Below are 13347 nucleotides of genomic sequence, written 5' to 3'. Positions count from 1 at the left end.
GCCGGGAGCACCCGCATGGCACCGGAAGACCGCTACCTGACGCTGATCACGGCCCTGCCCGCGCACGGGCCGCTGTTCGGCGCCAAGCAGACGCCGTTGTCGCGGCTGCGGCTCCAGATGCGGCTCGATTGGCTCCTGCCCGACGACGCGGAGGATCTCGCGCGCTTTGCGCGGGTGGTGGACTGGCATCACCAGCGCTTCGACCTCGACGACGAGACCTTCGTGCGCCAAGCGGAACGAGAGCTTGCCGAGATCCGCAACGCCTTCACCCGCGGGCTTGCCGCCTGGCTGCTGGAGCTTCGCACCGTCGTCGCCGCCCTGCGCCGCCGCCGCGCGGGTGCCGGCGCGCCGTCCGGACGCCGGCGCTGGGGCTGCGGGCGCTGGGTGCCGCACATCGCCCGGCACTGGAGCGAGCCGCACTTCGGGCTCGCGCGGGTCTATCCGTGGCTGCCGGAGGCGAAGCGGCTCATGGACGACGGCGACCCGGTCGGCCTGGAGCGGCTGCTGCTCGGTGTCGATTGGACGCACCTGGAGCGCATCGGCGCCGAGCACTGGTTCGACTTCGAGGCCGTGGTCGTCTACGTGACGCGCTGGGACCTCGTTGCGCGCTGGACGCGGTATGACGCCGACGCGGCGCTGGCGCGATTCGATGCGCTGCTCGACAGCGCCCTCGCCGGCGTGACGCTCGATCCGGCCGCCTGAGCGTCGGCCAACTACTCTCCCGGAGACATCCCGCCATGGCCGACACCACCCCGCAAGCGATATCCACCCGCGTCGTCGCCGTGCAGGAATCCCTGGTCACCATCGAGGGCGGCAGCGCCGACGGCGCCCCGCTGCCGCTGGTGAAGAATGAGGTGGTCTACATCCTGCCGCGGCGCGCGTCCGGCAGCGGCGTCGTGGAGCGGCTCAAGGCCGAGGTGCTGCGCGTGCGCGGGCGCTTCGCGGACGTGCAGGTGTTCGAGGATACCGCCGGCGTGTCCATCGGCGACCCGGTGGAGCAAAGCGGCGATCTCTTGTCGGTGACGCTGGGTCCGGGGCTGCTCGGGCAGGTCTACGACGGGCTGCAAAACCCACTGGAGGGCCTCGCCATCCGCCACGGCACCTTCCTGCCCCGCGGCGTGGAGCTGCCGCCGCTGGATCAGGGCAAGAAGTGGTCCTTCGTGCCGCGGGTGCAGAGCGGGGCACGGCTGCGCGCCGGCGGCGTGCTCGGCACCGTGCAGGAGGGCAGCTTCACGCACCGCATCATGGTGCCCTTCGAGCAGCTCGGCGAGGTGGAAGTGACCTGGATTCGCGAGGGCAGCGTCACCGTGGACACGCCGGTGGTGCGCATCCGCGACGCCCGGGGGCAGGAGCGCTCGCTGGACCTGACCCGGCGCTGGCCGGTGCGCCGGCCGCTGACGGAGCGCATGCTGCGCGAGCGCGCCATCGAGCGGCTGTATCCCCACGAGCCGCTGATCACGACCATCCGGCTCGTGGACACCTTCTTTCCCATCGCCCGCGGCGGCACCGGCTGCATCCCCGGTCCCTTCGGTGCCGGCAAGACGGTGCTTCAGCACCTCATCGCCAAGCACTCGGCCGTGGACATCGTCATCGTCGTCGCCTGCGGCGAGCGCGCCGGCGAGGTAGTGGAGACCATCACGGAGTTTCCGGGCCTCACGGACCCGGTGACCGGCGGCTCGCTGATGGACCGCACCATCATCGTCTGCAACACCTCCAGCATGCCGGTGGCGGCGCGCGAGGCGTCGATTTATACCGGCATCACGCTCGGCGAGTACTACCGCCAGATGGGCTACCACGTGCTGCTGCTCGCGGACTCCACATCGCGCTGGGCGCAGGCCATGCGCGAGACCTCCGGGCGGCTGGAGGAGATCCCGGGCGAGGAGGCCTTTCCGGCCTATCTGGACTCCGCCGTCCGCAGCGTCTACGAGCGCGCCGGCGTGTTTCGCACCGCCGACGACGGCGAGGGCAGCCTGACCATGATCGGCACCGTCTCGCCCGCCGGCGGCAACTTCGAGGAGCCGGTGACCCAGTCCACGCTCGCCACCGTGAAGACCTTTCTGGGGTTGTCCTACGACCGCGCCTACAAGCGCTTCTACCCCGCCATCGACCCGCTGATCTCCTGGTCGCGGTACTTGGACCAGCTCGCCGATTGGTACGCCCGGCATATCGATCCGAGCTGGGTGCCGCGGGTGAAGCAGGTGCAGGAGCTGCTGCGCCGCGGCGACGCCGTGGCGCAGATGATGCAGGTGACCGGCGAGGAAGGCGTCACCGTCGCCGATTACCTGACCTATCAGAAGGCGCTCTTCGTCGACATGGTGTTCCTGCAGCAGGACGCCTTCGACAAGGTGGACGCCTCCGCCCCCATCGAGCGCCAGCAGCAAAGCTTCCAGCTCGTCTACGACCTGGTCCACCGCGACTACGATCTGCCGAGCAAAGACGCCGCCCGCGAGCTCTTCATCAAGCTCACCGGGCTGTTCAAGAACTTCAACTACGCCGCCCCCGAGAGCCCGGACTTCGCCCGGCTGCTGGAGGAGATCCCGCAGTTGGCGGATCAGGCGACCGACAATCAGGCGCCGAAGGCGATGCGGCCGCCGGACGATATCGCGGGCGCTGGCCCCAATTAGGAGATCACGTTCCGCGAGCCGTTCGTCGGGATCGAAATCCAAATTCGGGATCGAAATCGAATACCCCTCCCGCAATACTCTGCTCAGTGGGCGCGAATGAACAGGCGCCGATCCCACTCCACGGGCACCGGGTCGGTCGCAACGATCTGCTGATAATCCGGGTGCGCCGGGTTGATCAACACGTTGCGCTCTCGTCGCGTCACCACCGAGGGCACAAGCAGAACGGCAGATCGCCGTTCCGACAGCCAGGCGCCTCCAAAGGCGCGGCTGACGACACAGCCCTGGTCATCCCAGCCCGGGAAGGCATGGGGCTCCGGGCATTCCCGCGACACGCCGGCCGGAATGCTGATCTCGATCCACTGCGTGTGCCGAGGCACGCGTCCTATCCCAGCGTGCACCAGCACCTCCAGCATCGCGCCTGCGAAGGTGGTGGCCGCGTAGATGACCGGTCTGCCGGGGGAGCTCCAGCGGGCGCCGTACAGGGAGGCACCGATGCCGTCGAAGAGTGCCGCGATGCGATACGCGAGCAGCGGGATGTCAGGCGGGCAGTCCATAAAACAGCCCCCACAACAGATCTTCCGCCCGTCTCGCGCCCAGCTCGGTCAGCGCCACGCGGACGGGGGAGCGCCCCTCGAGCATCGGATGCGGCTCGTGCAGAAAGCGGCGCGCCTGCTCCGGGTCATCCCAGACGTACTCGGCGGTCGCCACAACCCGAGCGAGGCGCTCGGTGCGTTCGCTCGCGTCGGGACTCAGCACCTGGCGGCGCTTGTAGGTCGCCTCGGGAACAATGGCATAGAGAATTTGGCGGCGCTCCTGGCGCTCGCTGATCGCCCGCTCGACAACCCGCCTGAGCGCCTCCTTCGGTAGGCCCGCGTCAACGAGGGACTCCAGCGCGCTCAAAGAGCGCACCGGACCGCCGAGAACCTCGGGCCCGCCCATCACCTCTGCAACGCGTTCCGAGTCGATCATGGTGCTATCTCCGGTATCGTTTGATACTCAAGATACCACCGAACGAGCCAAGGCACCCTTGTCTCGCGGATGCCGGTCCAGTGCTGCTCTCCCTGGCGCACCACCGGCAACTGGGCGTCGGCCTGCGAGGCGCGTCGGGAGCGGCATCGAAATAGAAATCGAACCGAATGCCAACCGATCCCGATAGCGATCCCGATAGCGATTCCGATAGCGATCCCGATAGCGATAGCAATAGCGAAAGCAGACAGACGGGGCCGGCCGGCAAGGCGGTTCGCGCCATCCGCAACGGCGCCAATCGGCTCCGCGACCATCCTCGCCCAAGCCGCCCCATGGGCGACGGTCTGCGCCGCGAGCTGTGCCTGCCCTTCACCGGCGGCGCCTACATCCTCCGCTACCGCATCGAAGGCGATCCCGTCATCATTGCCATGAAAGTCGCGCGCAGCGCGCTCGTTAGTGCCCTTCGCCCTCTGGGAGAGGGCCGGGGTGAGGGAAACGGCCATGGCGACCAGCGCCTTTCATGCTGCGGGGTGGCGCAGGTCGCCATGGCCGTTAACCCATCAGCGATCGACGACGGCATGCGCGCCCAGATCGGGCCGGCGCGAGACCGAGCGGACCCGCTCCAGGAGGGGATGGCCGTACTCTCGGCTCAATGGCGGCGGGCCCGGCGCTGCACCCGGCGTCTGCGGCAGATCGGCGAGCAGGCGCGCATCGCCGGCTGCGGCGATGCCCGGCCCGGGTCGTCGGGGGCGGTAGTCGTGCTGTTGCGGTGCGACGAACAACGCCTGCGACTGCTCGGCGATCTCGTTGTCCGCGGCGCTGAGCCCGGTGTCGCCGAGCCGGGATGCAAAGCCCGGCGCGAGCCGATTGCGGCGGCCGGTGATGCGGGTGGCCGACGCCCCGCCGCGGCGGCCGTCCCCGAGCACCTGATTCGGGCGCAGCCTGCCGCCGTCGTCGATGATGTTGCCGAGCAGCACGGCGTCGGCGCCGGCGCTGGAGAGGTCGACCACCGGCGACACGAAGGGCGTGACGATGGTGTTGTGGACGAGGTAGAGCGTGCCCTTGTGCGTCCTGCCGCCATCCTGGCCGAAGTGGATGACGCCCCGGTTGCCGGGCTCGGTGCGGCTCTTGACGATGACATTCCCGAGCAGGACGACATCCGAGCCCGGCGCCGCCGTCTCCGCTGCATCCACGAGGTCGAGCTCGCGATTGACGGACGCGTGGATGTAGGAATACTCGACCCGCAGGACGTGCAGCCGGCTCTTCAGGTTGTGGCCGGTGCGGGCACCGCGCACCTCGCAGAAGCGCAGCGTCGCCGAGGTGCCGCCGAGATAGAGGTTGTGGTTGAAGGCCGGCAGGCGGTCATCGCCGTTGTCGTGAATGGCGGTATGCTCGATCAATTGCGCCGCGGCCGAGCCCAAGGTGCCGTTGCCGTTGGACATGATGCCGATGTCGTTGTGGTGGACGTCGCAGTCGCGAATGCTGACCCGATTCGCCTGATTGATGCGCACGCCGGCGCCGTTGTCGGTGGCGTTCGACGCGCCGGTCAGCTCGAAGCCGGCCAGCACGCCGTCGCTTGCAGCCGGATCGAACTGCACGATGGCCCGCGGGGTGCGCCCGCGACCGCTGTGGACGAAGCCGCGACCGGACAGCGTGACCCGCTCCCCCGCCCCGACCCCGGCGGCACGGATGCTGAGCCGGGGCTTGTCCACGAGCACCGCGACGCGCTCATAGGCACCACCGCCCGGCAGCGGATGCACGCGGATCTCGTCCCCCGGCCGCGCCGCGGCGACGGCGGCCTCAAGGCGGTCGAAGGCCCTCCCGGGGCCCACCTCCAGCGTCGCAGCCCGCGCGCCAACGGACCAGACCAGCAGCAGCAGCGTGATCAGAGCACACCGCAGGCCGGGGGCACCGCAGAGGAACGACTGATACATACTCATCTCCAACGCTCAGGTTCCTCGCCCCCCTCGTGGGGATCGAGCCCGAAATCGGGATCGAAATCGAAATCGATGTTCCACCCCCAACCGCATCAGACTCAAGCGACTTTGGCGTGAGAGACGCTTGCGTCGTGCGATCTCGCTCACCGTCGAGTTCGATCTTGATAGCGATAGCGACGTCCCAGCGCCGGGCTCCGTCGCGCTGACCCGATCGCCGAGTGTACGCAACCGCCGCCGAGCCGCGCAGCATCGCAAGCTCGATCGGGCAGCGGTTACAGTCCAGCGGTTACAATCGATCAATCACAACGGCAGCCCGCCGACGACGCGGCGACTGCGCGGCGTCCGGGGCCTGGATTGCTTGACGGCGCCAAGTGCTTGCAGATGAGTCAAGTTTCATGGCGACGGAACGCTTGAGGGCAATAGGGCCAAGGGCCAAGGGAGCCCTCCTCGGCCCTTTGGTTCACTTGCGGCAACAAGCGGGCTGCGCAAGACGACGCTCCGTGCCCTGGTCGGTCTGAGGCCTCGCCTCCCTAGTCACTCAAGCAGTAAAAGCTCGAACGGAGACCCTTATGCACGTCACCCTAGTCCATGTCCGCGTCAAACCCGAGCGCATCGAGGACTTCGTCGCGGCCAGCCGGGCCAATCACGAGGGCTCGATCGCCGAGCCGGGGAACCGGCGCTTCGACGTGCTCCAGGATCCACACGACCCGGGACATTTCGTGCTCTACGAGGCCTATGCGACGCCCGAGGATGCGGCCGCGCATAAGCAGACGGCGCATTACGCGCAGTGGCGCGACACCGTCGCCGACATGATGGCCGCACCGCGCGAAGGCGTGCCGATGGTCGGGCTGTTCCCGGGGGCTTGAGATGATCGCGCCCTTCGCCATCGCCCGCCTGCCACGCATCGAGCTCGGTGCGGGGCGCATCGCCCGCCTGCCAGCGATCGCCGCCGGCTTCGGCCGACGCCTGCTGATGGTCACCGGCGGTCGGTCCTTGCGTGCCACCCCGCAGTGGGCGGCCTTGCTCTCGGCGCTGCGCGAGGCAGGCATCGAGAGCGAAGTCATCCGGATTGCCGGCGAGCCCTCGCCCGATGAGATCGACGCCATCGTCCAAGCGCAGGCCGACCGCGCCTTCGACGTCGTCGTCGGCATCGGCGGCGGCAGCGTACTGGACGCGGCCAAGGCCATCGCCGGCCTGCTGCGGCCGGGCAACAGCGTCATGGACCATCTGGAAGGCGTCGGCCCGGAATTGCCTTACCGGGGGCCGGCGACGCCCTTCATCGCCGTGCCCACCACGGCCGGCACGGGCTCGGAGGCGACCAAGAACGCGGTGCTCACCCGGCAGGGGCCGGACGGCTTCAAGAAGTCCTTCCGCGACGAGGCCTTGGTGGCCGAATACGCCATCATCGATCCGGACCTCCTGGCGACCTGCCCGCCGCCGCTAATCGCCGCCAACGGCATGGATGCCTTGACGCAACTGCTCGAATCCTATGTGTCCGCCCGCGCCAATCCGATCACGGACGCGCTGGCCTGGCAGGGGTTGGTGGCAGTGCGCGACGGCCTGCTGGCCTGGTACGAGGGCGGCGAGGCGGCCGCCGCCGGGCGCGAGCAGATGGCGCTGGCCGCTCTGCTGTCGGGGATCTGTCTCGCTCAGGCCGGGCTCGGCTCGGTCCACGGATTGGCCCAGCCGCTCGGGTCCTTCTTCCCGATCCCGCACGGGGTCGTCTGCGGCACCCTGGTCGGCGCGGCCACGCGTGTCAACCTGGAGGCGATGCGCGAGCGAGCGCCGGATCATCCGGCGCTCGCGAAGTACGCCCGCGTCGGCCGCCTGTTCGGCGGCGCGCGGGATGCGGACGAGGCCGGCGCGCAAGAGTCGCTGCTGCAGACCCTGGACGCCTGGACCCGGCGTCTGGCGTTGCCGCCGCTCGCGGACCTCGGCGTCGCCGACCACGATTACCAGCGCATCGTGGCCAACGCGCGCGGCTCCAGCATGAAGACCAATCCCATCGAGCTCAGCGACGCCGAGATCGAGCGCGTCCTGCGGCTGCGGTTCAGCGCCCCTGCGGATGGGGCCGCGCGCGGGGGATAACGGCCCCGTTTCTCCGACGCTCAGGTTCCGCTGCCCCTTCGTCGGGAGCGGGTTCGGGTTCGGGATTGGTAGCGGGTTCGGGATCGGGTTCGGGTTCGGGATCGATTGCCACTCGGTTCGATAGCGATTTCGATTTCGATAGCGATTTCGATGAGCACGACTCCTCGCTCTGAGGCGAGGCCGCGCTAGCCCCTAGCCCCTAGCACCTAGCCCCTTCCCCCAGCACCCAGCCCCTTCCCCCAGCCCCTAGCACCTGCCCCAAACGAGGAGCAAGCTCGCATGATCCGCACAGCCACCGCCGCCGCCGAGACCGTTTCCACCGCCGCTGCCGCTGCTCGCTGCATCGAGCAATTGCTGGCGAAGCAGTTGGAAACCCCCGACTATTTGATGATCCAGGCCGATGCACGCCACGACCTGGGCGTGGTGCGCGCCGCCGTGCGGGCGCGCTGGCCGCAGGTGCGCATCCATGCGGCCACGTCCTGCCTCGGCAGCATGACCGAGAGCGGAACCCACATCGGCCCCGAGCCCGGCCTGTGCGTGCTCGCCATCGCCGATGCCGAGGGCGACTACGGCACCGCCTGCGCTGCCATCGACGGCACGCCGCGTGCCACCGCCGCCGCGCTGGTGCGTGCCGCGCTGGCCGACGCCGACCGGCTCGGCGAGACCCCGGCCATGGTCTGGGTGTCGAGCACCCCGGGCAGCGAAGAAGACGTCATCGCCGGTCTTCAGGACGTAGTCGGCAGCGCCACGCCCATCGTCGGCGGGTCGGCGGCCGACAATGCCATCGAGGGCAAATGGCAGGTGATGGCCGGCGGCGAGGCGGTCGGCAACGGGCTGGTGGTGTCGGTGCTGTTCCCTTCCACCCGCATCGGCGCCGCCTTCCATTCCGGCTATGCGCCGACCGAGCGGCGCGGCCGCATTACCCGATGTGCCGGTCGCCGCGTATTCGAGATCGAGGGCCGGCCGGCCGCCGATATCTACTCCTCGTGGACAAGCGGCGCCGTCGCGCGGCCCGCGGCGGATTCGGTCAATGTGCTGATGGCAACCACGCTCTGGCCGCTCGGGCGGCACATGGACAGCATCGGCGGCGCCGACATCTTCCTCCTGTCGCACCCCGAGACGCTCGCCGCGGACGGTTCGATGACGCTCTTCACCAACGTCGCCGAGGGCGAGGAGCTGGTGCTGATGCGCGGCACCGCCGACAGCCTCCTGGAGCGTCCGGCGCTGGTGAGCGACGCCGCCTGCCGCATGGGCGAGATCGACAAGGCAGAGGCCGCCGGCATGATCCTGGTGTTCTGCGCCGGCTGCATGTTGACGGTGCAGGAGCGCCTCGACGAGGTGCGGCGCTCGCTGCATGCCGCCCTGCCCGGCGTGCCCTTCATCGCCGCCTTCACCTTCGGCGAGCAGGGGCCCACGCTGGCCTGCGATAACCGCCACGGCAATCTGATGATTTCAGCCGTCACCTTCGCGCGGGACTGATCCGCGGCCCGATGCAACCCGGCGATGCCAATCCGCGCGATGCCCACCTGCGCGACGCCCATCTGCGCGACGTACTGGTGGAGCTTGCGAACCTGCGCGCGCGCGATGAGCGCATGCGCCGCGCCAGCGACGCGCTGGCCGAGGCGCTGGCATCGCTGGTGGATGAGCGCGACTGGAACCGCTTGCCGCAACTGATGGTGGAGCGCCTGGCGGGCGCCCTTGAGACGCCCTCGGTCGCCATCCGCGCCTGTTCGACCGCAGACGGCGCCCTGGCGACCGGCGCCGGGGCGGACGCGGGCTTTCTCGAGCTCCTGGCACAGCCGACGCTGCTGACCTATCTGGCCAAGAAGCCGCAACGCGTGGTCACCGACATCACCGCCTTGGTCGCGGCCCTAGGCCTGCCGCTGCCCGACGCGGCCCCTCAAGCCCTGCTCGCCGGGCGCGTGCAGTTCGACGCCCATTGCTGGCTGGTGGCGTGCGCCGGTGCGCGCCGGCTGGCCGAGCCCGAGGCGCACACCCTGTTCCAGCGCTTCCTCCCGGTGTTCGCCCATGCCCTGCAACGCCTGATCGAGGGCCGCCGCGCCGAGGAGCTGGCGCGACGCGAGCGCGCGATTCTGCTGGCCAAAGAAAAGGCCGAGGCCGCCAGCCGCGCCAAATCCGAGTTCGTCTCGCGCATGAGCCACGAATTGCGCACGCCGTTGAACGCCATCCTCGGTTTCGCCGGATTGCTCGAGGAGGAGCCGCTCACCCATTCGCAACGCAACTATGTGCAGCTCATCGCCACGTCCGGCGAGCATCTGCTCGATCTCATCAACAGCGTGCTCGACCACGCCAAGATCGAAGCCGGCAAGCTCACCATTGAGAGCATCCCCTTCGACCTGCGCGGGCTGATCGCTACCGTGGCGAGCATGGTGAGCCAGCAGGCCAGCGCCAAGGGGCTGGTGTTCGAGACCTTCGTCGCGAGCGATCTGCCGCCGCGCATCGTCGGTGACCCGACGCGCCTGCGGCAGATCTTGATCAACCTGCTGGCGAATGCGGTCAAGTTCACCGAGCAGGGCAGCGTCACGCTGCGCATGGCGGCAGACGACGCCGGCATGCTCTGTTTCAGCGTGCGCGATACCGGCGTCGGCATGGACGAGGCGGCCCGCAGCCGCCTGTTCAAGGCGTTCAGCCAGGCCGACGAGAGCGTTGCCCGCAAGTTCGGCGGCACCGGCCTCGGGTTGTTGATCGCGCGCGACCTGCTGCACGCGATGGACGGCGACATCGACGTCGAAAGCGTACCCGGATCGGGCACCTGCTTCCGGGGGCGACTGCCGCTGTGCTTGCCGGCCGCAGACGTAACGCCGCAGCCGGCACTGCCGCCGCCGGACGCTGCCGTTGTCGTGCCCGCTGCCGCGCCCGCTGCCGTGCGCGAGGGCATCGCCCAACCCTTGGCCGGCCGGCGTGTCCTTGTGGTGGACGACAACATCATCAACCGCAAGCTCGCCGCCGCGTTCCTCGGGCGCATGGGCATCGTCGTCGAGACCGCGGAGGACGGCCGCGCCGGGCTCGATCGCCTCCAGCAGGGCAACTTCGACCTCGTGCTGATGGACGTCGAAATGCCCGACATGGACGGCCTCGCCGCGACCCGTGCCTGGCGTGCGAAGGAGGCCGACCGCGGCACGGGGCGGCTGCCCGTCATCGCGATCACGGCCAACGCCATGGCGGAAGACCGCGAGCGCTGCCGTGCGGCGGGCATGGATGGCTACGTTGCCAAGCCCATCGTCGTCGCGCAACTGAAGGACGAGCTGATTCGCCTCTTGGCAGGCTGAGCTGCCCGACACGGCGCCGCCGGACCGGGACCGACCGGGATCAAGCGCTGATCCTGGCCGGATGCATCCGGCGTACCCGGGCGCCGGCAGCGATCGCGTCTTAGGGGGCAGATACGCAGGACCAAGGGTGCGGTCAGCGACGATTCGCGCTCTCTTTGATCCAGGCAGGGTTCCGCCGATCGGCAGCGTGGCGGCGCTGCTGCACAATGGACGGTGGCAGTGCTGTACCACCGGAGCCCCTGATGCCGCAGATCACCATCCGCTTCCGCCGACCCGACGACTGGGCCCACCCAGTCCTGATCCACTACTGGGACCGCGAGCCCCACGGCGACGGCACCAATTGGCCGGGTGAGCCGATGACGCCGGACCCGGAGCACGCGGGCTGGTACCTGTTTCACTTCAAGAGCACGACGCAGGTGAACCTGGTGTTCAACGACGGCCAGGGGCGCCAAAGCGGCGACCTGGCGCGGGCGCGCGACGGCTGGTTCAGCTTCGACACCCATTGGCGGGACGCGCCGTCGGCGGCGGCATCGACGTCGGCGCCGACTCCGCCCGAGCACACCCCACCGGCATCGCCCCGCCAGCCGGCCATCAGCAGCGACGTGCTCCGGCCGATTGCGGAGCGCACGGACTTCCGCGAGGAGACGATCTACTTCCTGCTGACGGCACGCTTCAACGACGGCGACCCGTCCAACAATTTCTTCTGCCGCGACCGCATCCGCTTCGACGCCGCGGGCAACGCCATCGACCCGCACTGGCGCGGGGACTTCAAGGGCCTGATCGAGCGGCTCGACTACATTCGGGACTTGGGCTTCACGGCCATCTGGATCACGCCGCCGGTGGAGAACCGCTCCGGGCTGGACTACCACGGCTACCACGCCTACGACTGGACGCGCATCGACCCGCGGCTGGAATCGCCGGACGCGACCTATCAGCACCTCATCGACGCGGCCCATGCGAAGGGCATCAAGATCATCCAGGACGTCGTGGTCAATCACTCCTGCCAATACGGCATCCGCGGCAAGGTCCACATCGACCACCTACCGATCAAGTATTACGTGCCCCAAGGCTCCGAGCAGGGCAAGGTGAACCACGGCCCCTACCAGGGCAACCTCGGCAACTACGCCTGGCCGAACCGCGACGATATCGACAACCCGGTCGCGCCCGATTGGTGGCAGGCGCGGCACGAGTCAGACCCCGATGGTCTCGAGCCGCTCGCTGACCCCAAGACCGGCGAGACGGTGCCGAAGCCGGGCTACAACCCCGGCCGCTTCTTCGGCATCGACGCGCAGGCGCTGGACCCGAACTGGTATCACCAAGACGGCTTCATCTGCGGCGGCGACTGGGAGAGCCCGCACCCGCTCCAGCAGCGCCACATGGCCGGGGACTGCATCGACCTCGCCACCGAGCGCCAGAACGTCAAGGACTACATCATCGGGGCCATCAATCGGTACCTCGACATGGGCGTCGATGCGCTGCGCATCGACACCGTGAAGCACGTCAATCGCGAGAACCTGCTGGAGTACGTGAACGCCTGGAAGGCGCACAAGCCCGGGCTCTTCGTGTTCGGCGAGAACCTGGTAAAGGGCTACGGCTGGGGCGACTTGGGCGGCGGCGACAACGGGCCGAGCCAAATCCGGCCCTGGTGGTACACGCGCTTAGGCCATGATCCGCAGGACCCGAATTCCGGCGGCGACTCGGGCTTTCCGCAGCTCGACTTCGGGCTCTTCAGCACGTTCAGAGACACGCTCTCCCGCGGCACCTTCGAGGGCACGGGCCAGATCCTGTCCATGGACTGGATCTACGGCGACGTGACCCAGCTCGTGACCTTCTTGCAGAATCACGACGTGGGGCCGGACAACGACTTCAAATACCGCTTCAAGGGCGAGACCTGGATGGCGGCGGCGGCCTACAACCTCATCTGGACGGCGCGGGGTATTCCCTGCCTGTACTTCGGCGAGGAGATCGAGTTCATGAAGGGCGCCCCGCAGGACGTGGAGGGCGAGAAGGACACGCTCGACACGACCGGCCGTGCCTATTTCGGCGATCACCTCACCGACGCGCGCATCAAGCAGACCCAATCACACCCGCTCTATCAGCACATCCAGAGGCTCAATCTCATTCGCCGCCACGTGCCGGCATTGCAGAAGGCGACCATGATCCGGGTATCTGAATGGGGCAGCGGCATGGCCTTCGTGCGCGACCTGTCCGGCGCCGGCAGCTATGCCGTGGTGGGGCTCGCCATCGGCTCGGACCAGCAGGTCAACATCGGCGACATTCGCCCCGGCGTTTATCGAGACGCCGTCACCGGCGGCGAGATCCACTCGGACGGCCACCTGTCCTTCCACGTCAAGGCCAACTCCGCCGGCATCTGGGTGCTGGACGGGCCGGGCAAGATCGGGCACGACGGGCCGTTTTTGCGTTAGCCCCTGCCGACGCCGA

Annotated in this window: 11 protein-coding genes; 7 read left to right on the top strand and 4 right to left on the bottom strand. The window is 68.8% G+C overall.

Annotation, left to right across the window (positions count from 1 at the left end; all coding sequences use genetic code 11):
• The first annotated feature begins 15 nt into the window (after positions 1 to 15).
• Positions 16 to 702 (top strand): DUF2764 family protein, encoded by a 687-nt coding sequence (locus tag ML01_RS21570; protein WP_058557458.1) that lies wholly within the window; start codon positions 16 to 18, stop codon positions 700 to 702.
• Positions 703 to 737: 35 nt separating this feature from the next.
• Entirely contained in the window at positions 738 to 2624 is a 1887-nt protein-coding gene (locus ML01_RS21565; protein WP_058557457.1) for a V-type ATP synthase subunit A, read from the top strand.
• 83 nt (positions 2625 to 2707) lie between these two features.
• On the opposite strand, the gene ML01_RS21560 is transcribed toward ML01_RS21565, so the two are convergent.
• The 4 genes from ML01_RS21560 to ML01_RS21545 are packed head-to-tail and all read right to left on the bottom strand — an operon-like array spanning position 2708 to position 5524.
• Positions 2708 to 3178 (bottom strand): RES family NAD+ phosphorylase, encoded by a 471-nt coding sequence (locus ML01_RS21560; protein ID WP_058557456.1) that lies wholly within the window; start codon positions 3176 to 3178, stop codon positions 2708 to 2710.
• Entirely contained in the window at positions 3162 to 3593 is a 432-nt protein-coding gene (locus tag ML01_RS21555) for an antitoxin Xre/MbcA/ParS toxin-binding domain-containing protein (protein WP_082674526.1), read from the bottom strand. Before ML01_RS21555 ends, ML01_RS21560 begins: the two co-directional genes overlap by 17 nt.
• The gene (locus ML01_RS21550) at positions 3590 to 4093 is read right to left on the bottom strand and encodes a hypothetical protein (RefSeq protein WP_058557455.1); all 504 of its coding nucleotides are present in this window, start codon (positions 4091 to 4093) and stop codon (positions 3590 to 3592) included. Before ML01_RS21550 ends, ML01_RS21555 begins: the two co-directional genes overlap by 4 nt.
• Before the next feature lie 57 nt (positions 4094 to 4150).
• Positions 4151 to 5524, bottom strand: coding sequence for a hypothetical protein (locus ML01_RS21545; RefSeq protein WP_058557454.1), 1374 nt, complete (start codon positions 5522 to 5524; stop codon positions 4151 to 4153).
• A gap of 572 nt (positions 5525 to 6096) precedes the next feature.
• On the opposite strand from ML01_RS21545, the gene ML01_RS21540 reads away from it, so the two are divergent.
• From ML01_RS21540 to ML01_RS21520, 5 genes are all read left to right on the top strand, one after another.
• Complete coding sequence (locus tag ML01_RS21540) at positions 6097 to 6393, top strand: antibiotic biosynthesis monooxygenase (protein WP_058557453.1); 297 nt, start codon at positions 6097 to 6099, stop codon at positions 6391 to 6393.
• Between the two features lies 1 nt (position 6394).
• Entirely contained in the window at positions 6395 to 7615 is a 1221-nt protein-coding gene (locus ML01_RS21535) for an iron-containing alcohol dehydrogenase (RefSeq protein ID WP_058557452.1), read from the top strand.
• 279 nt (positions 7616 to 7894) lie between these two features.
• On the top strand, positions 7895 to 9094 hold the full coding sequence (locus tag ML01_RS21530; RefSeq protein WP_058557451.1) for an FIST signal transduction protein: 1200 nt from the start codon (positions 7895 to 7897) through the stop codon (positions 9092 to 9094).
• Positions 9095 to 9105: 11 nt separating this feature from the next.
• Positions 9106 to 10905: an ATP-binding protein gene (locus ML01_RS21525; protein WP_058557450.1), complete on the top strand. Its 1800-nt coding sequence runs from the start codon at positions 9106 to 9108 to the stop codon at positions 10903 to 10905.
• Between the two features lie 242 nt (positions 10906 to 11147).
• Positions 11148 to 13331: an alpha-amylase family glycosyl hydrolase gene (locus ML01_RS21520; protein ID WP_058557449.1), complete on the top strand. Its 2184-nt coding sequence runs from the start codon at positions 11148 to 11150 to the stop codon at positions 13329 to 13331.
• The last annotated feature ends 16 nt before the right edge of the window (positions 13332 to 13347 follow it).

Source organism: Thiohalocapsa sp. ML1, assembly GCF_001469165.1.
GTDB lineage: Bacteria > Pseudomonadota > Gammaproteobacteria > Chromatiales > Chromatiaceae > Thiohalocapsa.
Note: the sequence above shows the minus strand (reverse complement) of the source record. Positions and strands in the feature narration are given on the sequence as shown.

Bases quoted from the DNA above. Each gene is read 5' to 3' on its own strand.
- ML01_RS21570 (WP_058557458.1), top strand. From the start codon at position 16: ATGGCACCGGAAGACCGCTACCTGACGCTGATCACGGCCCTGCCCGCG.
- ML01_RS21565 (WP_058557457.1), top strand. From the start codon at position 738: ATGGCCGACACCACCCCGCAAGCGATATCCACCCGCGTCGTCGCCGTG.
- ML01_RS21560 (WP_058557456.1), bottom strand. From the start codon at position 3,178: ATGGACTGCCCGCCTGACATCCCGCTGCTCGCGTATCGCATCGCGGCA.
- ML01_RS21555 (WP_082674526.1), bottom strand. From the start codon at position 3,593: ATGATCGACTCGGAACGCGTTGCAGAGGTGATGGGCGGGCCCGAGGTT.
- ML01_RS21550 (WP_058557455.1), bottom strand. From the start codon at position 4,093: ATGGCCGTTTCCCTCACCCCGGCCCTCTCCCAGAGGGCGAAGGGCACT.
- ML01_RS21545 (WP_058557454.1), bottom strand. From the start codon at position 5,524: ATGTATCAGTCGTTCCTCTGCGGTGCCCCCGGCCTGCGGTGTGCTCTG.
- ML01_RS21540 (WP_058557453.1), top strand. From the start codon at position 6,097: ATGCACGTCACCCTAGTCCATGTCCGCGTCAAACCCGAGCGCATCGAG.
- ML01_RS21535 (WP_058557452.1), top strand. From the start codon at position 6,395: ATGATCGCGCCCTTCGCCATCGCCCGCCTGCCACGCATCGAGCTCGGT.
- ML01_RS21530 (WP_058557451.1), top strand. From the start codon at position 7,895: ATGATCCGCACAGCCACCGCCGCCGCCGAGACCGTTTCCACCGCCGCT.
- ML01_RS21525 (WP_058557450.1), top strand. From the start codon at position 9,106: ATGCAACCCGGCGATGCCAATCCGCGCGATGCCCACCTGCGCGACGCC.
- ML01_RS21520 (WP_058557449.1), top strand. From the start codon at position 11,148: ATGCCGCAGATCACCATCCGCTTCCGCCGACCCGACGACTGGGCCCAC.